This window comes from Actinospica robiniae DSM 44927, from assembly GCF_000504285.1.
Classification (GTDB): Bacteria; Actinomycetota; Actinomycetes; order Streptomycetales; family Catenulisporaceae; genus Actinospica; species Actinospica robiniae.
Window position 1 is genome coordinate 6,910,201 of sequence record NZ_KI632511.1, and the last position, 20,103, is coordinate 6,930,303.

Genomic DNA, 20,103 nt, shown 5'->3' on the forward strand with positions numbered 1-20,103 from the left:
TCCGACGCCCCCGCCGAGTGGTGAAACAATGGGCGATATGAGCAGCGGGAGCGAGCACAGCCAGGAGATCGAAGCGCAGTACCGGGCCGCCGAGGCCGAACTGCTCCAGCGCTGGCCGGAGACCCGGATCGAGCCCTCGCTCGATCGGATCACGGCGATCATGGACGTGCTCGGCGAACCGCAGCGCGCGTACCCCTCGATCCACATCACCGGCACCAACGGCAAGACCTCCACCGCGCGGATGGCCGACGCGCTGCTGCGCGAGCTGAACCTGCGCACCGGCCGCACCACCAGTCCGCACCTGGCCGAGATCCGCGAGCGCATCTGCGTGGACGGCGAGCCGATCAGCCGGGAACGTTTCACCGAGGTCTACCGGGAGCTGCTCCCGTACGCCGAGCTGGTCGACGCGCGCCAGCCGTTCCCGCTCTCCTTCTTCGAGATGACCACGGCCATGGCCTACGCCGCGTTCTCCGAGGCCCCGGTGGACGTGGCCGTCATCGAGGTCGGACTCGGCGGCACCTGGGACTCCACGAACGTGATCGACGCCCAGGTCGCCGTGGTCACCCCGATCTCGCTGGACCACACCCACCTGCTCGGCGACAACGTGCGCGACATCGCCGAGGAGAAGGCCGGGATCATCAAGCCGGGCGCCGTGGCCGTCCTGGCCCAGCAGCCGGTGGACGCGGCCGAGGTGCTCATCCGGCGCGCGTCCGAGGTCGGCGCGACCGTCGCGCGCGAGGGCCTGGAGTTCGGCGTGGTCGAGCGCCAGCTCGCGGTCGGCGGCCAGCAGCTGACCATCAAGGGTCTGTCGCAGGAGTACACGGACCTCTACCTGCCGCTGCACGGCGCGCACCAGGCCGGGAACGCGGCCTGCGCCATCGCCGCGGTGGAGGCGTTCCTCGGCGCCGGCCAGGGCGGCGGCACGCTGGATCCGGACGTGGTGCGCGCCGCGTTCGCCAAGGTGAGCTCGCCCGGCCGGCTCGAAGTGATCCGCCACAACCCGGCCGTGATCCTGGACGCCGCGCACAACCCCGGCGGCGCCGCGGCCACCGCGCAGGCGATCAGCGAGGAGTTCACCTTCGAGCACCTCGTCGGCGTGTTCGCGGCGATGAAGGACAAAGACGTGCGCGCTGTGCTCGAGGCGTTCGAGCCGGTCGTGGACGAGATCGTGGTGACCCGCAACTCCACGCTGCGCTCGATGCCGGTGGAGGAACTGGCCGCGCTCGCCGAGGACGTCTTCGGCGAGGACCGGGTGATCGCGGTGGAGCGGCTCGACGACGCGATCGACCACGCGCTGGCGCTGGCCGAAGCCGGCGTGCCGGACCCGAGCCTCGGCGGCGCGGGCGTGCTGGTGACCGGCTCGGTGGTCACCGCCGGAGACGCGGGGCGGCTGCTGCGCGGTTGAGGCCATGCCGTAGCGTGGCAGTAGCGAACAGCAGGTGGCGGGGCAGGTGGAGCGGGCCGGGAGCCGGCGCCGGACCCCCGCGCCCGGTCCGATCTTCAGAACACAGGTGAGGTGGCAAGAGCCCATGCGCCGGATGGCCGCTGCGGTCCTCGTCTTCGAGGCTTTCATCGCGCTCTTCTTCGGCCTGGTCGCGGCCAAGCTGCACCCGGCCGGCGGCTGGCAGCTGGCCGTCGTCCTCGGCGTGATCAGCGTCCTGCTGAGCGGCCTGCTGCGCTTCCGCTGGGCCTACGCCCTCGGCTGGGCGCTGCAGGTCGCCTTCATCGCGGCCGGCTTCTGGGTCACCGACATGTTCGTGCTCGGCGTCATCTTCGCCGGACTGTGGTGGGCCGGCCTGCACTACGGTGCGAAGGGCGAGCAGATCAAGGCCGAGCGCATGCGGGCCTGGGAAGCCGCCCACGGCGATTGATCCCGCTCGCGCGGAGCGAAACCCCGAGGTCGTCGGCCCCGGGTATGACCCGGCGTGACTTGGGTCATAACATCATGTGAACGCACCCCCTGGAAGCGGGGACAAGCTCGTGGGCCACGCGTGGCGCGCGGAAAGGAAGGAAAGGTGGCGACCCTCGTGGAGCGCTCGCTCGTTCTGGTCAAGCCCGACGGCGTCAAGCGTGCCCTGATCGGCACGATCATCGACCGGCTCGAGCGGAAGGGCATCCGGATCGCCGCGATGGATCTGCGCACCCTGCCCCGCGAACTGGTGGAGGAGCACTACGCGGAGCACCAGGGCAAGCCGTTCTTCGAGCCGCTGGTCTCGTTCATGCTCTCCGGCCCCGTCGTCGCCATGGTGATCGAGGGCCACCGCTGCATCGAGGCCTTCCGCACCCTCTCCGGCGCCACCGACCCGGTCAAGGCCGCGCCCGGCACCATCCGCGGCGACCTCGCCACCGACGTCGGCACCACCGTGGTGCAGAACCTCGTCCACGGCTCCGACTCCCCGGCCTCGGCCGAGCGCGAGATCAAGCTGTTCTTCCCGGATCTGGCTTAATCTCAGCGAATACGCAGCTCAGAAGCCTGTAGCTGAACCTGCTCCCCGTCTTGTTCCGTCCCTGTTCCGTCAGACGACCGACTGTTCCGTGAGGAAGGCGCCTCCCATGCGCCGGTCGATCGCCTTGATGGCCCGGTCGTGCGAGCCGGGGAGCATGTGTGCATAGACCCGAAGCGTGAACCCGGGATCCGCGTGGCCGAGGTACTCGGCCAGCTCCTTAATCGAGACCCCATCAGCAAGCAGCACGCTCGCGTAGTAATGCCGCAGCGCGTGCATCCCGTGCTCCCGGTCCGTCGCGTACTGCACGTGCCCGCGCACCCTCTGAGCCGGAGGCTCGGGAATGACGGCCGCCTTCACGAGCGCCGGCTTCCAAACGAAGTCGTTGAACGTGTTGGCCCGAAGCGCCTTGTCGTCGCTCCACCGGAACAGCAGGTTGTGCGAGCGCGGCTTCCCGTCCAGCTTTTCCCAAGGCAGCGTGTACGGGCTCGGCCGGTAGGCCTTGGCGTGGCCCCGCAGCACCTTCGCCGCCCACGTAGGCAGCGGCACGACTCGCTCCCGGTCGTTCTTCGGCAGGGCGTACACGAAGCCGCCACGGAGCTTCTTGACCTGACGACGAACCCTGAGCACCTGCTCGGAGAAATCGACGTCCTCCAGCGCGAGCCCGAACAGCTCGGTCTGCCGCAGCCCACAGGCCGCCCCGATCGCGGGTATCGCCCGATACGGATCAGGATGCGCGTCGATCAGCAGCCGTACCTGCTCGTCCGCCCAGGCCTGAACCTCCTTCCCGCCCGTCTTCGGAACCTGCACCACACGCGACTTCGCCGGATTCTTCTTGATCGACTCATCCGCGACGGCCAGCTCCAGAACGCCCTGGAGCACGCGGAACGCCGTCGTGATGCTCGAAGGCGAGAACGACTGAGCCATCTGCCCGATCCACGCCTGGATCAGCGAGGGCGTGATCGCCTTGAGTGCCTTGTTCCCGAACGCGGGCAGCACGTGCAGCCGGTACGACGACTCGTACCGGATCATCGACGAAGGGTCCACAACCCGCGAATCGAGCCAACGCTGCCCGAGCTCGCTGAACTTCGTCAGCCCGGCTTTCGGATCGATGTAGTCGCCGCGAGCCGCATCGACAGACATCGCGTCAGCGTGCTTCTCGGCGTCGACCTTCCTCTCAAAGGCACGCGACCGCTCGCGCCCCTCCGGATCGATCCACGAGGCCAGCCAACGCTTGCCCCTGCCGTGTCGATCCGTCTTCTCCCTCTTGGTGTCCCCAGTCTCTGGATCTTTGACGTTCGAGAACCACAGATCCTTCACGAAGGCCATCAATCCACTCCTTTCTCTCGCATCATTCCTTCTTGCTGATCTCGCGTAGCAGCGCCTGCAACTCCTCTCCCGTAGCCCCGCTGCTGATCGCCTGCTCCAGGCTCTCGGTCAACGCGCTGACCCTGTCCCGCGCCCGCGCCGCCAACTGCTCGGCCTCCGAGTTGAACTGCTCGACGATCTCCCGAGCCTGATCGTGCAGGACATTCCTCGTGTACTCGGCCAGCGTCTGCTGCCCGTCCGGAGCTTGAACGTGCTCAAGCGTCGCGGCGAAGTACCCCCGCGGATCCACCCCCGGCAACGTCTGGTCGCCCCGGATCCACCGAAGCATCAGATCCGGCTTGTCCACGTGCACGTTTGGCGCGACTTCGACCGGCGTCTCGCTTTCCTCGGCTGGCACGAGCAGATGGATCGGCGGCACCCCGAGCACGTAGGCGATGAGAAACAACTCATCCACCGTCACCTCCCGCCGGCGCTTCCCGTCCGCCTTCCGCCGCCCCGACTCGATGTTCGAAATGACGAACATGCTCAGCTCCGGCGCCCCGGCCGCCGCGAGCCGGTCGGCAAGCTCCTGAGCCGACCAGCCCCGCCGCTTCCGAGCCGTGCGGATACGCGTGGCCGCGACATCGCTCATCGTTGCCGCCACCACGGAGGAGGAGTTCGGTGAGCCCTTCCCGCCGGTCGCTCTAGTCATACTGACTAGTTTCACCGCCTGAGTTACATATTTCAAGCCATGAGCGCACGATGGTTACCTAGCCACTCTCGCAAGAGAAGAAGTCATACAGACAGAAGAGGTAGCCATGACCACACCTGACCACCTGTGGAGCCACCAGCAAACCGCCGAATTCCTCGGCATCCCCGCCGCGACGCTCTACCAGATGAACCACAAGCGCACTGGCCCGCGCTCCTACAAGGTCGGCAAGCACCGCCGCTACATGCGCGAGGACGTACTCGCATGGCTCGCCACACGATCGTCCGACCTGTGTGGCGAGTAACCGTGCCACACGGCAGGCTGATCAGCGAAGACGCGTGCGAGTGCTTGTGCAGAGGAGGGAGAGGTCGTGGGCGAGAGCATCGAAATGCTCGACCACACGACCATGGCTCGCGCCCTCATCGAGGGCGCGGCCACCTGCCTCAGCCAGACCATCACCAAGTACATCCACTACGAGAACGCGTGGTGGGGCATGGCCCCCTTCGGCTGGGTGAAGCTGACCGACAGCCAGGTCTCTGACGGCCTCGATTCCTTCGCCGCCAAACTCGCCGCCGCCGACGCAGCCGTACGCGCCTCGGTGGAGCGCTCGAAGCCGGTCCAGGCAGCATTCCAGACGGCTGCTCAGACGGCAGGGGAGAGGTGAGACGGCCCATGACCACCGAAGCCCTCGAGTCTCTGGCAGAACGCGCCGAGCAAGCCGTCCTGGGCGCCCTCCTCCTACGCCCCGACGTCTTCCAGGACATTGCCTACCTGGACCCCGCCCAGTTCGCGGACCCCGCCCGCGCCGCCCTCTTCGGCGCCATCCGCACCGAGCTGTCCCGCGACCCCGACCAGTCCGGCAGCACCCTGAGCGCCCACCTCGACAACGTCTACTCCGCCACTGGCGCCAGCCCCGACTACGAGGCCCTCGCCAACGCCTGCCCTCACCCCGAGTCGGTCGCTGCCTACGCCCGCATGCTCGTCGAGTCGGATCTCCACCGCACCATGCAACTCCACGCCGCCCGCCTCCGAGACTCCTCTGAGCCCAACACCCAACTCCACGCCGAGGCCGAAGTCCTAGACCGCGCCAGCGTCACAATCTCTGACGAAGCCGAGCAAGCCCCCATCCCCGGAGGCTGGAAGGGCAGCCGCCCCAACCGCGAAGAGCGCGTCCTCGCCGACCTGATCCAGCACCCAAACGAGCTCGACCAGCTGCCGCCTTGGCTCAGCCCCGACAACTTCTCATCGCTCGCCCGCAGCGACGCCTTCGACGCCCTCCAGGAACTCCACCGCCGCGCCGAGCCCGTCGACCGTCTGACCCTCGCCTGGGAACTCGACCGCATCCAGCACGCCGGCACCATCGGCGCCCCCAGCTCCAGCCCCGGCGTAGACGCCCTCGCCTACATCGACCGGCTCGCCGCCATCCCCGTAACCCCCGGCACCGCATCCGAAGTCCTCCCCAGCCTCGCCAACCCCACCCCGCAGACCACCACCCACCCCAACGCACCACGAACACCGCGCCCGGGCCCCACCTACAGCCAGCGGGCTCAGGCATACGCCGTCGAACGCCAACTCGGCCGCGACCGCATCCCCGAGCCCGAACCTGACTACCCCCGCCCGTCCTACGACCCGCCACGCGGCCCCGAGCGCGGCCACGGCCCCCGCATGGGCTCCTGATCCGTCCGTTCGATCATGAAGCACTCCGGGAAGGATCCGGCAAGACAGACTGCTGTGATCCTCGGAGGCCACCATGGCGAGCCGCGACGAGCGGAAGACCCCTGCCCAGATGTACCGCGAGTTCGCCAAGCAGCAGCAAGCCGAGAAGCGGCAGCAGGCGGCAGCAGCGAAGAAGGCGGCGGACGCCGAGGCCAAGCGTCAGCGCGACGAACAGAAGCGCCTCGAAGCCGAACAGCGCCGCGCAGAACGCGCCGAGGCAAACCGCGAGGCGAAGGAGCGCGCCGAGAACGCACGCGCCGTTGCGGCGGTGCTCCGAGGCATCGACAGCCGCGAGGCCCAGAGCGAGCGCACGGCGAAGGCCCAAGCCGCGGCCTATGAGCGCAAGCGCAAGGCCGACGAGATCCAGGCACTGCGCGACGAGGCCGACCGAAAGACGGATGAGGTCACCGAGTTGGTCGAGTACATCGACCACATCCTGGCTGGCCGAGACCGCGACCTGGCGGATCTGCGCACATCGACAGACGTCGACCCGCAGGCCGACGACGGCCAGCTCTTCGCGGACGCCGTCTGCAGCGTGTTGAACGGTCTCAACTATCTTCAGGGCCGCGACGTCGTGACCGGCACGTACGAGCCCGAAGCTCGCAGACTGGTGCTCCAGGTCGATCTACCCCGTAAAACGAACATCCCCGTCGCGCGGGAGTACAAGTACGTCGCCTCGAAGAAGTTGATCGAACCGATCGCCCGCAAAGACGCCGAGGTGCAAGTGCTCTACCGCAAGCTCGTGGCCGGGATAGCCCTGAGCGCCCTCGACTACACGATGCAGATCACGTCCCCTGAACTCGTCGTCGAAGTGGTCCTAAACGGCCACTCACGAGGAACCGACCCAGCCACCGGCCAGAAGATCAACCCCTGCCTCGTCACGGTTCAAGCCGAACGCGAGCAGTTCGGGACGCTGGTCCTCGACTCCCCGGAACTCGATGCCGTCCAGTGCCTCCACCACCTAAAGGCCCTCATCACCGAGAACCCCTACGACCTGATCCCGGTGACGCCGATCATCGACCTTGAGTTCCTCAAGAAGTACAAGCTCGCCGGCGAGGTTGCAGCGCTGGCCGCCCTCGATCACCGCACCGACCTGATGAAGATCTCGCCGTACGAGTTCGAAAAGCTCATCCAGCAGCTCGCAGAGGCCATGGGCATGAAGTCCTGGCGCACCCAGAACTCACAGGACGACGGCATCGACGCCATCGCCTACCGCGAAGAGCCCTTCAACACCGGCGTCTGCGTCATCCAAGCGAAGCGCTACAGCAAGACCGTCCCCGTCGAAGCCGTCCGCGCCCTCTACGGCAGCATGGCCCAGAAGAAGGCCGCCACCGGCATCGTCGTGACCACCTCCAAGTTCGGCAAGGCCAGCTACGACTACGCCAGAGAGATGGGCCGCATCACCCTGTACGACGGTACCCACCTGAAGGCGCTCCTCCTCGAACACATGGGTCTCGATGTATTGATCGGTCGGAGCTGATGCACGGTACTGCTACGTGTAGGAGAAGGAGGGAAGGCTGCGTTGTGTCGTCAAGTGGGCGCAGAGCTCGGACTCCGGGCACGATCTCGGGGTTCCTGCAGAGTATGGATCATGGGGCCTCCCAGTAAATCTGGTAAAGCGTGCCCATAGCTATTGCCGAAATGGTAGCATTTGAGAAGTGACTTGAGGCGGTTAGGGCAGAATCGGCCGCAGGAAGAACCTTCGCGTAATGTGAGCGAGATGGGTGTCAATGTCCATTAATGTCGTGCCGCGGAAATACCTTTGGGGAAGGGCTGGGAACCGTTGCGCTTACACTGGCTGCTCCCAGAAGCTGATCGATACACCTGGTATGGATGCCTTGGAAATCGCTCAGAGCGCAGGAATCATCTTGGGCGAGGAAGCTCACATTCGATCTAGTAAGGCTGATGGTCCAAGGCACGATGAGAGCTATCCGGTAGATATGCTCGACAGTTACGAAAATCTTATCTTGCTATGTCCGACGCACCATACAAAGATCGATAAAGACGGCGGATCCGATTTTCCGGTAGAGATGCTCGTTGCCATGAAGGCAACGCACGAGGAGGCTGTTGATTCTACTCTTGGAGAAGCTGGGAAGAAGCGCCGCGAATTGTGTGAACGAACCGCAGTATCGGTGGCGATCTGGGAGAAAAAGCTTGGGCTCGACGATTGGCATGAGCTCAGCTACAGTCTAAATACGCCACGGCCGACGATTGCTCGGGATAGGTTTGAGCAGCTGCAGCGGCTTTGTGAGTGGCTGTTGGCGAAAAGGTGGGACAAGGGATTTCCAGCCCTGGTTATAGCCTTTGAGAACCACCGGCTTGCCATGGCTGATCTATCGTCTATGCTTAGCGGTTCAATGAAATCGTGGGGCGAAGACTCTCTGATGATGCACCGAGAGACGGTCAACCTAGAGTGGGACGAGGACAAATACGAGAGATTGTCTCGTGTCGAAGATGTGCGAGCTGCCATCATCTTCTCTCTCGTAGTAGAAGCCACCAGGTCCGTCAATTTTGTCATTGACGCTATCATTGAAGATTTGGACCCGTATTATCGATTTGACGAGGGTTTGTGCCTCATGTTTCGTGGGGACGGATTCACTTTCGAGAAGTACCGGCTCGGCTATTCTTCGCATAGGCTGGAGCGCGGCCTGCTCTATCCAGGGATGCCCTATATCGAGAGTGTTGTCGATGAGTTGGTCGAGAATAAGAATCACGACTATGGAGTGCTGCTAAACCTCTGCGCGGACATCGATAATATCGGCGACTTTCGGTCTAGTCGATCATAAAATTGGCGTGTAGTGGATTGGAGCGCGCGAATGCTATGCGCCTTCACTTTTCGGTGCACGCTTCTCGAAGTTGTTCTTGTAGAAATTAGATTGCGCCGGATAATGCATTCTTGCTCAGATCAATGGAAGTGAATAGAACGTCAGACAGCGGTCCTGAACCTAGCCCCGAAGAAGCCGCAACCTTGAGCAATTCTTGCTGCCGCATGCTGTCCAGGCAAAGCGGTGCGCTCTTGTAGGTGGCGACCTCGCGCGCAGCATACCCGTCACCCAAGAGCAGCACTTTTTCGGCGGAGTACATGAGGAGCCGATTTGCTGCTTCGGGGGAGAAGCCTCTTGCGAGGGTAGCGACACTGACGCCCAATCGAGCAAAATACGGCATACGGCCGGAAACCGGTGGAAGGGCATAGAAGCTGGCGATCATCGCTGTCATTTTCGCGGTGAAGTCTTTCCCTGCTGTGTACGTGCACATGACGTCGAGGCAGGTTGCGACCTGCCGTTCCCATGGCTCGGTGAGGGTGCTGGCCGCGAAGAGTTCGGCCGCGTCGCCCCCGTGGCCGTTCAAGCAGGCCGCGACGATCGCGGCCTGGCGTCCCTCCATGAGGTGCAGTCCAATGCCGCGGTGCCGCTCGGCGTGCTGGACTGCCTCGTCCCAACGAGCCTGTAATGCCAGCGCTCGAACTCCGTCTGAGATGCAGGACTTCCACGCCCACTCATAGAGCTTCCGGTGCTCCTCCCTTGTGCCGACCATCCCGGCGATGGGAAGCACGCGGCCATCGACTTCCAGATCGGAGCGCTCCTTGATGGCTCGGAGCATGTTCTCCAGCAGGTCGACAGCGTCGTTGCCGCCGCCGGAGCGGATGCTGAGTCGGGCGAGGTTGAGTACGGGTGCGAGCATGTATCCGACGTTGGTCACGCTGAGGGTCGGGCCGGTGTCGCGGAAGATGTTGATTTGCTGCCAGCACAGGTCGCGGGCAAGGGGAGCGTCGCCGCTGTCGCTGGCGATCAGCGCGGCTTTGTTCAGGACGTAGGTTGCGTTCGTGAGTACGTCGGCGTCGCCAGCGCGGATGCTTTGAGCAACCTGGGCGATCTCGTCGACTCGCTCGGTCAGGCTGGGGCATGCCGGCCGTGGGCGGCTAAGAAGGGGGAAGCGCCGCGAAGCTGCGACGAGGGTTGATTCGTCCATGTTCAGCTCCGAGGGAGGGTGGCGAGTGTCGCGGCTCGGGCGAGGATGCGCTGCTGAGTCGCCGACAGACCGAGGCGGTTCCAGTGGAAGATCACTATGTGGGTGAGGATCGCTCGCAATCCGCGTTCCAGGGTGCCGCTGGCCGCGGCCTCGCCGAATGTCCTGCCGGCCGCTTCGAATGCGTAGAGCCAGGGCCGGGCCTGGTGGGCGGGGCCGCCCGGGGCGAAGAGAGCTGAGTCTGCGGAGACCGGAACGCGTAGGAGTCTGCCCACGTCTGCGGCCAGCTTCTCGATTTTGGGTGCTGCTTCGGCGGTGAGGCGAGGGCGGAGCCTGGTCACGCGGTCGAACACGTCGCCGCACTCGAAGGAGTCGAGCCCCGCAACTCGCATCATCGCGGCGCACAGCAGCATCGACATCTCGCGAGGGCCCAGACCGGGTGCGGGGTGACTGACGTACTCCAAGACGCCGCGGCTGTCGGCGAAGAAGAGACTGTGGGCCGCGTTGACTCCGACGTCGCCGCCGAACGCGGCTACTTCCGGCTCGTAGATCGTTGGCTGCCAGGGCTGGATGTGGCCCGCAGCGGCCAGTTCGTCCAGTACGGGAGCGACGGATTGGGCGGGCGTGCACGGGCCGATTCCCAGCACTCGGATACGCCAGCAGGGGTACTTCCGGAGGAACCACCAGCCGGTGATCGCTCCGGTCTGCTCCAGCCGATCGAGCTGGGGGAGTAGCACGCCCGCGCCGATCTTCTCGGCCGCATTCCAGTCCACGAACTGGATGCGAACCTGGAACCACTCGCGTTCTGCACGCTGCTCAAGTGCGGCGACTCCGGCGGCCTGGTAGACGCAGACAGCCTCGTCGAGCTCTTCGGGAGTCATGTTGAACTGGGCTGCGATCTGTGCGAAGTCGCCACCGGCGAGGACCGAGAGCACGCCGTCCGCGAGGCAGGCGGTAGGCGCGGTGGTTAGTTGATCAGTAGGCATGCGTCCCATCCCGATAGCGGAGGAGCATCCCGACGAAGGGTTTCGAGGGCGAGTTCGACGCCGGCAGCGCCGGTGAGGAAGCCCGGCCGGGCGGCGGCTTCAGCGCTCTGGCGCTTCACTAGTAGGGCGACGTCGGGCAGCCGGCCAGCGAGGTGGGGCGTCTTCGCGTCTCGCGATGCGCGCCACGCGGTCTGGAAGATGCCGGCCGCGCCATGGCAGATCCCTGCATCCTTGATCTGCCGGAAGTTGGTCTCAGTGAGGTTCGCCGCGAAGTCCTGTTCGGCGCGTGCCTGGCGTACGTCGTCTCCGAGTGCGAGCGCGGCCAACTGCTGTGCACGGGTGATGCCGGGCGCCCCGTAGCACCACGAGATTCGCCCTGGCGACCTCTGGCTGGGCTCGCCCGACCGCAAGTCCTCGCGTGTGAGCCACTGCGGCCACCAGGGCCCGTCCGGCCCTTCTTGACGCCACTGATCGAAGAAGTCGAGTATCGACTCGATCGCTTCGCGCTGGCCGGGTACCTCGATACCGCGCGAGGCCGAGATCGCGAGGACGGCGAGGAGGCCGGCGGCCCCATGTGCCATCCCGAGATTCGCGTGGCCGCCAGGAGTGGGCACGATCCGGTCCGGGTCGTGCTCAACCCACCATCCGGAGACGGCCAGGCCGTCGACGTGGCGCGGCGTAGTCAGACCGACGAGGTAGTTGAGAGCGTCGGGAAGGACTGCGGCTTCCGGCAGGTGGCGCACCATCAGTGAGGTGAGCCCGACCAGTCCATAGAGGAGGTCGTACTCCTTGAAGGTCAGCGGTAGGCCTTCGGTACGAGCTCTGATTGCCGCACCGACTCGGAGCTCCACGACAGCGATGGTGTGCTGGTCTGCGACTTTCGCGGCGGTACGGTAGCGGGCGCCTCGGTCCGAAGTTGCCGCGTGCAGCAGGAAGCAGATCGAGGGGACGCCGTAGTAGAGGCCGGTGTGTCCTGCCGCGGTGATGGGCGACGCCGTCGCCGCGCGGATCTGCGCGGCTGCCGGTTTCCAAGCACCGCTGCCGGTCAGAGCGCGTTCCACGTCGAGCAACGCGGTGCCGGCTGCGCCGGAAGCAAGCGACTGGGCGCGGGCTTGCTCGATGTCGTCGCTGGTCTCGGTCGGGTCGATCGTCATCGGCTGCCCACCTCTGACAGCGCTATGCGACGCAGCGCGCAGGAGCGAGCGAGGCGATTTGTGAGGGCTTCGAACTTGGGATCGACCCCGAGCGCTCGAACGTGGTGGTCGTGCAGCAGCGTGCGAAGCACACCCGATGGGTCGCGCTGAGCGGCCAACGCCGTGTAGTAGGACTTCAGGGCCTCGTCACGCGCGTCCCACGCCCGCACGACAGCCTCGCCCCCACGCAGCTTCGATATCTCCGCATATCGGCGGGTCGGTTCCGCAAGCCTGACGGCGACCTCGCGGAGGGCACGGTCCATGGGCCCGGTCTCCTGCTTCAACACCTGCGCGAGCAGTCGGCATCCGGTCTCGGCGTCCGGCGCGAATGCCGCGGCTATGACGGTCATCGACACGGCGGCAAGGGCTTGTGCCGGGATCGCTGCTTGGGCTGCGGCGTTGATCTGCGCGACGGCCGCCGCGGTGTCGGCGGCGAAGACGAGCTTTGCGCTGGCGAGCGCCTCTCCTTCGCCGTATCGGCCGGGCTGTTCCTGGTACGAGGCGATGGCCACTCGCGATATGAGCCCGCGGGCCTGTAGACCGCTTGCGACGTTCGCGACCTGGCGCGCGACATTCCCGTACGCGTCCGAGTCGGCCAGCCGGAGGAAGAGTGAGACGTACTGGTCGGTGTCCAGCCGAATCAGATCGCGGAATCTCCGAACCCACCAGCGAACAACCCGGTCGCCGCCGAGCCCTTCGACAGCGGCCGGCAGATGCCTGCCCAGGATCTCGTCGAAGCGTGCCGGATTCCCGATCAGCTGGACGTGGAGCACGTCACCGTAGCCAGCGTTCTGAGCAGGGCTTGGTCTGGTGGTGACGGCGGGCAGCTGCCTCGTAGACGACGAAGCCTTCAAGACGAGCGGGACGAGCAGTTGCGAGGGCACGCCGAGCCAATCGTGCGCGTCCGGGTCGCCCGCCTCCCGCAGCTCAACTCGTTCGGTGCGTCTGAGCTGGAGGCGCAGGAGCGCCCGATCCAGCACGTGGTCCAGGTCGAGAGGCAGTCGCAGTTCCCCTTGGCAGAGGACGACGCGAGCTGGAACGCGCCACTCCCCAGCCCAGTCCTTCAACCGCCGCTCCCACTCGCCGGCGGCTACATCGTCTCCGAGGTCCGAGGCCTTGAGCAGCCACCGCGCGGGCGCGAGGACCGTTCGCCGGTACCGGATACGCGGCGTATAGGGCAGCGTCCGGGCGGCGCCGAAGTTGAAAGGTGAGAACACGGCGCTGCGCGCGTCAGCGACTTCGGACAAGAAGCGAGCGAGCAACGGCGTGTGGATTGTGGCTTCGAGAGCGTGCAGCGTGCGGGGGACGACGCGCTTGCCGGTCGGCAGGTGCACGAGGTAGAGCTGCTCGTCGTCGGCGGTGACGCCAAGGTCGTCCACGGAGACTCCCGGTCGGCCGTCAGCGCTGAACTCGGAAATCCGGATCACGTCCGGAAGCAGCTCCGGCGTGCGCACGATGTTCTCGTTGTGGAGGCGTCGGGGCGGGAACGACAGCTGCATTGCCGCTGTGTTCGGAGCCTCATCACGGAATGACGCGGCCAGTCGTGCTGTGTCTGCTGAGTCGAAGAGGTAGGCGAAGCGGCCAGCCATGCTGCTGCCCGACCTGGGTACGGCATCGATCCACAGTTCGAATCGGCCACGGTCGATGTCATCGAGGCTGTGCGCGTGGAGGTCGAAGGCGAGCTCGACCCGCTGCGGCGGGACCGGAGTGCCTCGCTCTCCGGCCGTCAACGCCCGGATCAGTGGTTCTGTTAGCTCGATCTCCTGCGATCGTTCCCAATTCGCGCGCTGAAGGGCCGCCAGCATGGTCACATCGCGCTCATTGACCGTTCGCCACGTGGGGCGGGCCTGTGGGGCGCCGAGATAGCCGGCTGGGTAGCCGAGCCCTGAATCGGCGACCAGTTCGCGGACCGGGACGAGCGCGCCTGGACCATAGCGAGCCCGGAAACGCTGGTGGTAGTTGATCCAGGCCGACGTGCCGAACGGCTTCGTGCTCAATCTGACCAGGACGTCCGCAGCGGCAGCGGCCTCGCGCAGAACCGCGTCCGGAACAGTGATCTTCGCATCGAGTCGAACATCGACGGCCAGCGGATAGCCGTGAGTGTCGTGCCGCGGTGCCGCCGCGCGCATCATCGCGACGATCCTTCTGCGCGTACTCGTTCCCACCGGAGTCAGGGATGTGCACGACGCAGACCGAAGGCTGGCGGCGATCTCGTCGAGTCGGTCTACCGTGACCTTCAGATCCGGCAGTTCGTGAGCTGCCGCGGCTCTCAAGGCGTCCAGGACATGGGCGAATGCGTCAACAGCTGTCATCGGAGCGCGGAGGCTCGTAGTGACGATCTGGTGGTCAATCAGGTTGTGGAGCAACTGCTCGATCTTCTCAACGGCTACGGCCGGGAACTGCGCTGCCAGTCGCGGCACGAGTTCGTCGAAGCGGATCGGCTGAGCGCACAGGTTCAGGGCCGCCTGCACGGGCCGGGTGTTGGCCACCGAAAGCTCGAGGAGCGGCCCGGGAAACTCACCGGGTCGAGGACGGCCTGCGACGATCACCCGGTCGTCCCGGACGACGCGTCCGCTGTCGGCGGCGACCAGAAGCCTGCGACGTAACTGCGGGTGACCTTCGAGCTCATCGACCAGCACGCCAAGCCATTCGGCGTCCGCTCGGAGATGGACACGATGATCCGTGCCGATCTGGCCATCTGCGCGTGTTCCGGCGGCGGCACTGGCTACGCCCGCGAACAGCCCGAATGGGGTCGTACGGCGCTGCCACCTGGCCACGTAGGAGATTGCCGAGAGGACCGTACGACGCAGGTCACGGACGACCAAGCGGGCCGGATCTTCGGAGAGGACCGTGTCGATCTGCGTGGCGAGAGCAGGACTAGCGACGCTCAGGGCTTCTCGAAACCGGTCCTCCGCCCACACACGTGCCAGCCAGACGCGGCCTTCGCTCCGCATTGCGGAGTCGTCGGCGGGGTCGAAGCTCAGCGGAAGGTCCAGGCCCGCCGTATAGGTCGTAGCGCGAACGAGTACGACGCCAGCGTGTTCGTATCGAGATGAGACAGCCACGTTCCAACCTCCTTCGTGTGGGCCGAGCGTTGGCCTAGCGAGGGCCGTCGGCGCCCGGCGTGCGGGCGCCGACGGCGGATCGGGTCAGGACGGGTCGTTGGAGCCCGTGGCGCACGCGCTGTTACTGCACGTGCTGCCGCAGCCGTCGTCCGTGTCGCACATCAGCACGACGATGGGAGTCGTGGCCTCCACGACCGTCATGTCCAGGTCGAACTCGTCCTCGCCGACCTCGGTGTCCAGGTCGGGGGCGTCGAGCGTCAAATTCGGCGGCATCTGTCCTCTGTCTCCTTCCGTTGATGGTCGGTGGTGCTACCTGGCCCGTCGCGGACGCGCGCGGTGGATCAATCCGCGGCCGGCCAGGAGATCGTGATCAGGCTGTGGTCCTTCGGGACCACGCCCGTGCGTTCCGGAAATGCGGAACGGTCGGTGTCGAGCGGCCATACGGCGAAGGTCGGGGCGGGCCCGCTGCGGGCGGCTTCGTCCCAGGCCCGGATCTGCGCGACCAGCGCGCCGCCCGCCTCGTCCGCGTGCAGCCCGTACGCCAGTGCGCCGAATTCGGAGCCCTCGGCGGCCGGCCGCACGACGAGGTATGCGAACGAGTCCCCCCGCACCACGCCGAACGGGAACCAACTGCCGCCTTCGTCCACCATCGACATTCCGTCGTCCGCGGCGAACTTGCAGAAGCCGTCGAGGAAGCTCGCAAACCACAAGTGGAGCGTCGCGAAGGACGCGCCTCGTCCGAGGGTGACGCCGGACCACATTGCCTTCCGCTCGGTGGCCAGCACTTTGTCGAGTCGGTGCGGATTTTCGAGCGTGCCGTCGTCATACCGCAGCTTGATCGCCTTGCCGCGGCCGTCCGGGAGCTCGTAGACCTTCTCCGGATGCGCCCCCTCGCCCTGCATGGCGACGAACCCCGCGACCTGGGCGGACGTGCTGACCAAGTGATCACCGTCGCGGCGGAACGCGATCGTGCGAGTCACGCCCTTCATGCGGAGCGGCAGCACGATCCGCCCTCCATCGGCCAACTGCTCCAGCCAGCTGGGCGCGATCTCCCAGGCCCCGACCGTCACCACGATGCGGTCGAAGTGCTCGACATCGGGGACGCCGTGCCCGGCATCTCCCAGGACGACCCTGACCCGATCGCTGTAGCCCGCCTCAGCCAGGGCGGCTTCGGCCCGGTCGATGACGTCCTTGTCGATGTCCATGCTGACGACGAGGCCGTCCGGACCCACGACCTCGGCCAGGAGCGCGGCGTTGTATCCGCCACTCCCGATCTCCAAGACGCTCATACCAGGCTCGATCGCGGCTTGCTCGATCATCTGGGCCTGGATGAACGGCGCCGAGACGGACGAGATGACCACTCCGTACTGGTCGGTCTTGGTCGGGACCGCGTCGTCGGCGTTGTAGACCGTCTCCAGGGGAGTACCTGCCGGAGCGAACCTCTCTCGGGGCACACGCCGGAAGGCGGTCTCCACGGCAGGCGTCGTGATCATTCCTGTCGCCAGCAGCTTCTCCACCAAGGCGTCACGGAACGTCGCCTCGCTGCCCGTGTCTTTCATCAGATCCACCGCTCGTGTCATGTCCAACTCCCTACTGATGTCGTGCTCGCTCGCTGACGTCGTTGTTCTCTGCTGGCCGCCGGCCTCGGTATTCGCCCGCCGAGGCCGCCGATGCTCCCGGTTCCCGAGCGACCCCAGTACAGCGCGAGCAACAGACAGTCAGAAGTCTGCGGACGTCGAGCCATCGCGTGCGGCGTGCCGGGGGCTACGCGGCCAGCCCCGGCAGAACGTCCGCCAGTACGGCATCCGATGCTGATGCTTCGGCGCCGGAACGAGTTGCGGCTCAGCAAGGACTGGGAGCGCGATGGTGTCGGCAGGAGGAGAGCTGAGCTCGGCCAATTCGCCCTGGTAGATGCGCTGAATCTCTGAGCAGCTGAACGCCACCGTGCACGGTAGGGTCTTGCCGCACATGCAGAGCCCGTGGCCCGTTCCGAGATGCCCGGTGAGGATCTCGTTGGCCACGTCGATCTGACGTCGTGCGAACTCGACCGCCGCGACGGGATCGTAGGGATGTCGCATGGTCGGCTCATCTCCCCGGTAGTGGCCGGGCGGGTCTCCGGCCCGATGCCGCTGCGTTCGGCGACCGCCCGCGGCCCGCCCGGCAGCGTGTCGAGGTACCGGATGAGGAAGTGGACGGTCGTGCCGTCCTCCGTGCACTCGTGGCCCCAGGTCTCCGCCAGTTCCTCGACGAGCAGCAGCCCACGACCCGACTCCATGAGGTCGGCAGGCTCGCCTGCTTCCGGCCTCCACTGGGAGCCTTCGTTCTGCACGCGGACGAGGAGACCCTGCTCGGTTTCGTCCAACTCCACCCGCACCCAGGCCACGGCAGCATCCGTGGCTGTGCCGTACAGAATCGCATTGGTGACGATCTCGCTGAGGAGAAGTTCCACGTCCTCGAGTTGGACGAGAGTGCTCCAGGCGCGGAGCACCGCGAGCACCTCGCGCCGACAAACAGCTACTTGGCCCGGGCGCGCCAGGAATCGCAACGTCTCACGATGCCGACTGGCTCCGCCAACGAGCTTGGCCGATGCGAGTTTCATCTGGCATCACCTCCCGCGAATTTCGGAGCCGCTTCGTAACTCGGCGTTAGATCTCTTCCTCGATCACGAAGGTACGGCTACGCAACCGGCTGAGACAGTGACCGGCAGTACAGGTAGTCTTTGCTCATGCGCCGGGTCGGCCGAGGAGATGGTTGCCAACTATGACTGGCAGTCAGGCCGCGCCGCGCAACGTGATCGCGGGCTTCGTCCTACGGCTGGCGCGTGACACCACGAAGCCATCGGTGAGCAGGGAACAGTTCGCGGCTTTGCTGTCCGTCTCCGCGGACACCGTGGCGGGCTGGGAGTCGGGCCGAAGGCCCCTCGCGTCGACCCAAGTCGGCCAGATGGCGGCCATACGCCACCGACTCATGAGCAACGGCGCGCGGCCCGACCTCGTGAGTCTGTTGGACCAAGCCCTCGAAGCCGACCACATCGTCGACTTCGCGATTGCTCTCGGCGCCGACTATCGACCCGGCGACGTCCACCCCCTCGGCATCTGGGTCCTCCGCCGCGAGACCGTCGACCTCATCGCGTGGCCGATCAGCACCCGCAGCCCGGCCGGTCTCGATCTCCCGCAAAGCCGCGGCCAGCGGCACCCTCGACCGTTCCTCGATGCCCAGAGCCGCACGAGGTTCTTCGACCACCTTCGCCAGATCGTCGACGTCACAGAAGCCTCCGGAGACACCCTGCTGCGTCGCCAAGCGCTGTACCTGCTCAGCTTCGACTCAAGGGACGACGCCCGCAGCTTCCTCGCGGCGCATCGGAGCCGCCTTCTCCACGGTCTGAACGGCTGGTCCGAATCGTGGCCGGCCGCGCGGTCACTCGCCGCGTCCATGACGCGTCGCGGTGACCGGACGCTGCTCCTCGACTTCATCGAGCGTGGCCTGGCTGACGAGCAGAGCCAGATGGCCAACCTGCGCTACTGGGCCTACTGGGTCGGTGAGGCGCGGCACCAGCAGCGAGACGACAGCTTCATGGTCGCGGGCATGAGCGGGTGGCACGGAGACATCCTTCTGCGCCACCTCCTCGACCGCCTTGACCCAAGCCTCGGCTACCTCGAACTCAACGTGCACACACTGTGGGCACTGGTCGGGGTACGAGCACGCCTGCTCAGCGAGCAGCCGGGTGTGGTGCAGGAGCTGACTGGGAAGATTGAGAGACTGCTGGACGAGTCCTTCGAGTCAGATCGGACGATCTCCGAACTGAACGCGCTAAGGTACGCCCTCAAGTTGCACCGTTGATCGCTAGGAAGGCTAGACGCATGGAGAGCTCCGAGGCAGACCGGGTTGCACACTTGATCCACGAGGCGGGAGTACTCAAGCTCCTGCCGCGCACAGGCTGGTCCTACTGCGGTATCAGCAGCCCCGAGTCCATCGCGGAGCACAGCTTCCGAACGGCACTCATCGCCGGACTGCTCGCCAAGGCCGAAGGCGCCGATCCTGCGAGGGCGACATACCTCGCGGTCTGGCACGACACCCAAGAGACGCGCGTCCTCGACATCCCGCACCTGGGTCGCAAGTACCTCGACGCAGCCTCGAACGAGACCGTCACTGCAGACCAGGTCTCCGGCCTCCCCGAGGACGTCGCCGCGGACGTGCGGGCGCTGATCCACGAGTACGAGAGCGCCGAGAGCCCGGAAGCGCAGTGCGCACGGGACGCGGACAAGCTGGAGTGCCTGTTCCAGGCGATCGAGTACCGCGACGCCGGCGCGCGCAACGTCGGCGGCTGGATCGAGACCAGCCGGTCCAAGCTGCGTACCAAGGCAGGCAAGCAGATCGCGGACGCGGCGCTGAGCCAGGAGTCGTCACAGCAGTGGCACGCCGAGGCGATTCGAAGCTAACTGGACGCGGCGCGGCTTGCAGATCGTCGAGACTTCATCGGCCATGAACGGACGTCTCGCCGGCACGTGCTCGCCACCAGATTCAGGGCCGCCCGTCTTCTGGATGATGCGGCAGGACGGTTGCGGTCAAGGGCGGCTCCGCCGTCGCTGACGCGATGCGCTGCCGCGCACCCTGGACCGCGCCCGCCCGGCCGACTACATGGACCAGCGGGCGGCCCTCCAAAGCGAACGCCATAGAAATGCGCGAGAGCACTCAAGTCCGCCTCAAAGTACCCTT

Annotated in this window: 19 protein-coding genes and 1 pseudogene; 10 read left to right on the forward strand and 10 right to left on the reverse strand. The window is 66.0% G+C overall.

The genetic code is table 11. The features are described 5' to 3' along the window. Nucleotides 1-28: 28 nt before the first annotated feature. From folC to ndk, 3 genes are all read left to right on the forward strand, one after another. A complete protein-coding gene (gene folC, locus ACTRO_RS29685; RefSeq protein ID WP_051451585.1) occupies nucleotides 29-1,405 on the forward strand; it encodes a bifunctional tetrahydrofolate synthase/dihydrofolate synthase in 1,377 nt (458 codons plus the stop codon). A gap of 133 nt (nucleotides 1,406-1,538) precedes the next feature. After that, nucleotides 1,539-1,871, forward strand: coding sequence for a DUF4233 domain-containing protein (locus ACTRO_RS29690; RefSeq protein ID WP_211244455.1), 333 nt, complete (start codon nucleotides 1,539-1,541; stop codon nucleotides 1,869-1,871). A 144-nt stretch (nucleotides 1,872-2,015) separates the two neighbouring features. Beyond that, nucleotides 2,016-2,447 carry a nucleoside-diphosphate kinase gene (ndk, locus tag ACTRO_RS29695; RefSeq protein WP_034268356.1) on the forward strand — a complete coding sequence of 144 codons (432 nt, stop codon included), beginning with the start codon at nucleotides 2,016-2,018 and terminating at the stop codon, nucleotides 2,445-2,447. A 69-nt stretch (nucleotides 2,448-2,516) separates the two neighbouring features. On the opposite strand, the gene ACTRO_RS29700 is transcribed toward ndk, so the two are convergent. Together ACTRO_RS29700 and ACTRO_RS44125 are read right to left on the reverse strand one after the other, a co-directional pair. Then, nucleotides 2,517-3,773, reverse strand: a complete 1,257-nt coding sequence (locus ACTRO_RS29700; protein ID WP_051451586.1) for a tyrosine-type recombinase/integrase — start codon at nucleotides 3,771-3,773, stop codon at nucleotides 2,517-2,519. Nucleotides 3,774-3,795: 22 nt separating this feature from the next. Further along, entirely contained in the window at nucleotides 3,796-4,404 is a 609-nt protein-coding gene (locus tag ACTRO_RS44125) for a helix-turn-helix domain-containing protein (RefSeq protein ID WP_157436532.1), read from the reverse strand. 166 nt (nucleotides 4,405-4,570) lie between these two features. Here ACTRO_RS44125 and ACTRO_RS29710 point away from each other — a divergent pair, with 166 nt between their 5' ends. The 5 genes from ACTRO_RS29710 (at nucleotide 4,571) to ACTRO_RS47605 (ending at nucleotide 8,963) form a co-directional block, all read left to right on the forward strand. Further along, a complete protein-coding gene (locus tag ACTRO_RS29710; RefSeq protein WP_034268359.1) occupies nucleotides 4,571-4,765 on the forward strand; it encodes a helix-turn-helix transcriptional regulator in 195 nt (64 codons plus the stop codon). A gap of 66 nt (nucleotides 4,766-4,831) precedes the next feature. Next, a complete protein-coding gene (locus ACTRO_RS29715) occupies nucleotides 4,832-5,125 on the forward strand; it encodes a hypothetical protein (protein WP_034268362.1) in 294 nt (97 codons plus the stop codon). An 8-nt stretch (nucleotides 5,126-5,133) separates the two neighbouring features. Then, a complete protein-coding gene (locus ACTRO_RS29720; protein WP_034268365.1) occupies nucleotides 5,134-6,138 on the forward strand; it encodes a DnaB-like helicase N-terminal domain-containing protein in 1,005 nt (334 codons plus the stop codon). 73 nt (nucleotides 6,139-6,211) lie between these two features. Continuing rightward, the gene (locus ACTRO_RS46180) at nucleotides 6,212-7,657 is read left to right on the forward strand and encodes a restriction endonuclease (RefSeq protein ID WP_211244456.1); all 1,446 of its coding nucleotides are present in this window, start codon (nucleotides 6,212-6,214) and stop codon (nucleotides 7,655-7,657) included. A 250-nt stretch (nucleotides 7,658-7,907) separates the two neighbouring features. Then, nucleotides 7,908-8,963, forward strand: coding sequence for an HNH endonuclease (locus tag ACTRO_RS47605; RefSeq protein WP_342673735.1), 1,056 nt, complete (start codon nucleotides 7,908-7,910; stop codon nucleotides 8,961-8,963). A gap of 85 nt (nucleotides 8,964-9,048) precedes the next feature. Here ACTRO_RS47605 and ACTRO_RS29735 read toward each other — a convergent pair whose 3' ends face one another. The 8 genes and pseudogenes from ACTRO_RS29735 to ACTRO_RS51530 all read right to left on the reverse strand — a co-directional run. Continuing rightward, nucleotides 9,049-10,146: a hypothetical protein gene (locus tag ACTRO_RS29735; RefSeq protein ID WP_034268371.1), complete on the reverse strand. Its 1,098-nt coding sequence runs from the start codon at nucleotides 10,144-10,146 to the stop codon at nucleotides 9,049-9,051. Nucleotides 10,147-10,148: 2 nt separating this feature from the next. Beyond that, nucleotides 10,149-11,129: a thiopeptide-type bacteriocin biosynthesis protein gene (locus tag ACTRO_RS29740; RefSeq protein ID WP_034268373.1), complete on the reverse strand. Its 981-nt coding sequence runs from the start codon at nucleotides 11,127-11,129 to the stop codon at nucleotides 10,149-10,151. Continuing rightward, nucleotides 11,111-12,283: a lanthionine synthetase C family protein gene (locus ACTRO_RS29745; protein ID WP_051451588.1), complete on the reverse strand. Its 1,173-nt coding sequence runs from the start codon at nucleotides 12,281-12,283 to the stop codon at nucleotides 11,111-11,113. Before ACTRO_RS29745 ends, ACTRO_RS29740 begins: the two co-directional genes overlap by 19 nt. Continuing rightward, nucleotides 12,280-15,387, reverse strand: a complete 3,108-nt coding sequence (locus ACTRO_RS29750; RefSeq protein ID WP_034268375.1) for a lantibiotic dehydratase — start codon at nucleotides 15,385-15,387, stop codon at nucleotides 12,280-12,282. Before ACTRO_RS29750 ends, ACTRO_RS29745 begins: the two co-directional genes overlap by 4 nt. Before the next feature lie 84 nt (nucleotides 15,388-15,471). After that, complete coding sequence (locus ACTRO_RS29755) at nucleotides 15,472-15,660, reverse strand: FxLD family lanthipeptide (RefSeq protein ID WP_034268378.1); 189 nt, start codon at nucleotides 15,658-15,660, stop codon at nucleotides 15,472-15,474. 68 nt (nucleotides 15,661-15,728) lie between these two features. After that, nucleotides 15,729-16,967, reverse strand: coding sequence for a methyltransferase, FxLD system (gene fxlM / locus ACTRO_RS29760; RefSeq protein ID WP_051451589.1), 1,239 nt, complete (start codon nucleotides 16,965-16,967; stop codon nucleotides 15,729-15,731). 138 nt (nucleotides 16,968-17,105) lie between these two features. Next, nucleotides 17,106-17,465: a hypothetical protein gene (locus tag ACTRO_RS49945; RefSeq protein WP_034268381.1), complete on the reverse strand. Its 360-nt coding sequence runs from the start codon at nucleotides 17,463-17,465 to the stop codon at nucleotides 17,106-17,108. Between the two features lie 113 nt (nucleotides 17,466-17,578). Next, nucleotides 17,579-17,986 (reverse strand): annotated as a pseudogene (locus tag ACTRO_RS51530) (ATP-binding protein); the annotation flags it as partial. Nucleotides 17,987-18,147: 161 nt separating this feature from the next. Here ACTRO_RS51530 and ACTRO_RS29775 point away from each other — a divergent pair. Together ACTRO_RS29775 and ACTRO_RS29780 are read left to right on the forward strand one after the other, a co-directional pair. Further along, nucleotides 18,148-19,227, forward strand: coding sequence for a helix-turn-helix domain-containing protein (locus ACTRO_RS29775; RefSeq protein WP_051451590.1), 1,080 nt, complete (start codon nucleotides 18,148-18,150; stop codon nucleotides 19,225-19,227). A 20-nt stretch (nucleotides 19,228-19,247) separates the two neighbouring features. Then, nucleotides 19,248-19,826, forward strand: a complete 579-nt coding sequence (locus ACTRO_RS29780) for an HD domain-containing protein (protein WP_034268390.1) — start codon at nucleotides 19,248-19,250, stop codon at nucleotides 19,824-19,826. Nucleotides 19,827-20,103 lie beyond the last annotated feature (277 nt).

What these genes read in the sequence shown, in the direction of transcription:
- folC (WP_051451585.1), top strand. Translation starts at nt 29, where the DNA reads ATGGGCGATATGAGCAGCGGGAGCGAGCACAGCCAGGAGATCGAAGCG.
- ACTRO_RS29690 (WP_211244455.1), top strand. Translation starts at nt 1,539, where the DNA reads ATGGCCGCTGCGGTCCTCGTCTTCGAGGCTTTCATCGCGCTCTTCTTC.
- ACTRO_RS29700 (WP_051451586.1), bottom strand. Translation starts at nt 3,773, where the DNA reads ATGGCCTTCGTGAAGGATCTGTGGTTCTCGAACGTCAAAGATCCAGAG.
- ACTRO_RS44125 (WP_157436532.1), bottom strand. Translation starts at nt 4,404, where the DNA reads ATGAGCGATGTCGCGGCCACGCGTATCCGCACGGCTCGGAAGCGGCGG.
- ACTRO_RS29710 (WP_034268359.1), top strand. Translation starts at nt 4,571, where the DNA reads ATGACCACACCTGACCACCTGTGGAGCCACCAGCAAACCGCCGAATTC.
- ACTRO_RS29720 (WP_034268365.1), top strand. Translation starts at nt 5,134, where the DNA reads ATGACCACCGAAGCCCTCGAGTCTCTGGCAGAACGCGCCGAGCAAGCC.
- ACTRO_RS46180 (WP_211244456.1), top strand. Translation starts at nt 6,212, where the DNA reads ATGGCGAGCCGCGACGAGCGGAAGACCCCTGCCCAGATGTACCGCGAG.
- ACTRO_RS47605 (WP_342673735.1), top strand. Translation starts at nt 7,908, where the DNA reads ATGTCCATTAATGTCGTGCCGCGGAAATACCTTTGGGGAAGGGCTGGG.
- ACTRO_RS29735 (WP_034268371.1), bottom strand. Translation starts at nt 10,146, where the DNA reads ATGGACGAATCAACCCTCGTCGCAGCTTCGCGGCGCTTCCCCCTTCTT.
- ACTRO_RS29740 (WP_034268373.1), bottom strand. Translation starts at nt 11,129, where the DNA reads ATGCCTACTGATCAACTAACCACCGCGCCTACCGCCTGCCTCGCGGAC.
- ACTRO_RS29745 (WP_051451588.1), bottom strand. Translation starts at nt 12,283, where the DNA reads ATGACGATCGACCCGACCGAGACCAGCGACGACATCGAGCAAGCCCGC.
- ACTRO_RS29755 (WP_034268378.1), bottom strand. Translation starts at nt 15,660, where the DNA reads ATGCCGCCGAATTTGACGCTCGACGCCCCCGACCTGGACACCGAGGTC.
- fxlM (WP_051451589.1), bottom strand. Translation starts at nt 16,967, where the DNA reads ATGACACGAGCGGTGGATCTGATGAAAGACACGGGCAGCGAGGCGACG.
- ACTRO_RS49945 (WP_034268381.1), bottom strand. Translation starts at nt 17,465, where the DNA reads ATGCGACATCCCTACGATCCCGTCGCGGCGGTCGAGTTCGCACGACGT.
- ACTRO_RS29775 (WP_051451590.1), top strand. Translation starts at nt 18,148, where the DNA reads ATGACTGGCAGTCAGGCCGCGCCGCGCAACGTGATCGCGGGCTTCGTC.
- ACTRO_RS29780 (WP_034268390.1), top strand. Translation starts at nt 19,248, where the DNA reads ATGGAGAGCTCCGAGGCAGACCGGGTTGCACACTTGATCCACGAGGCG.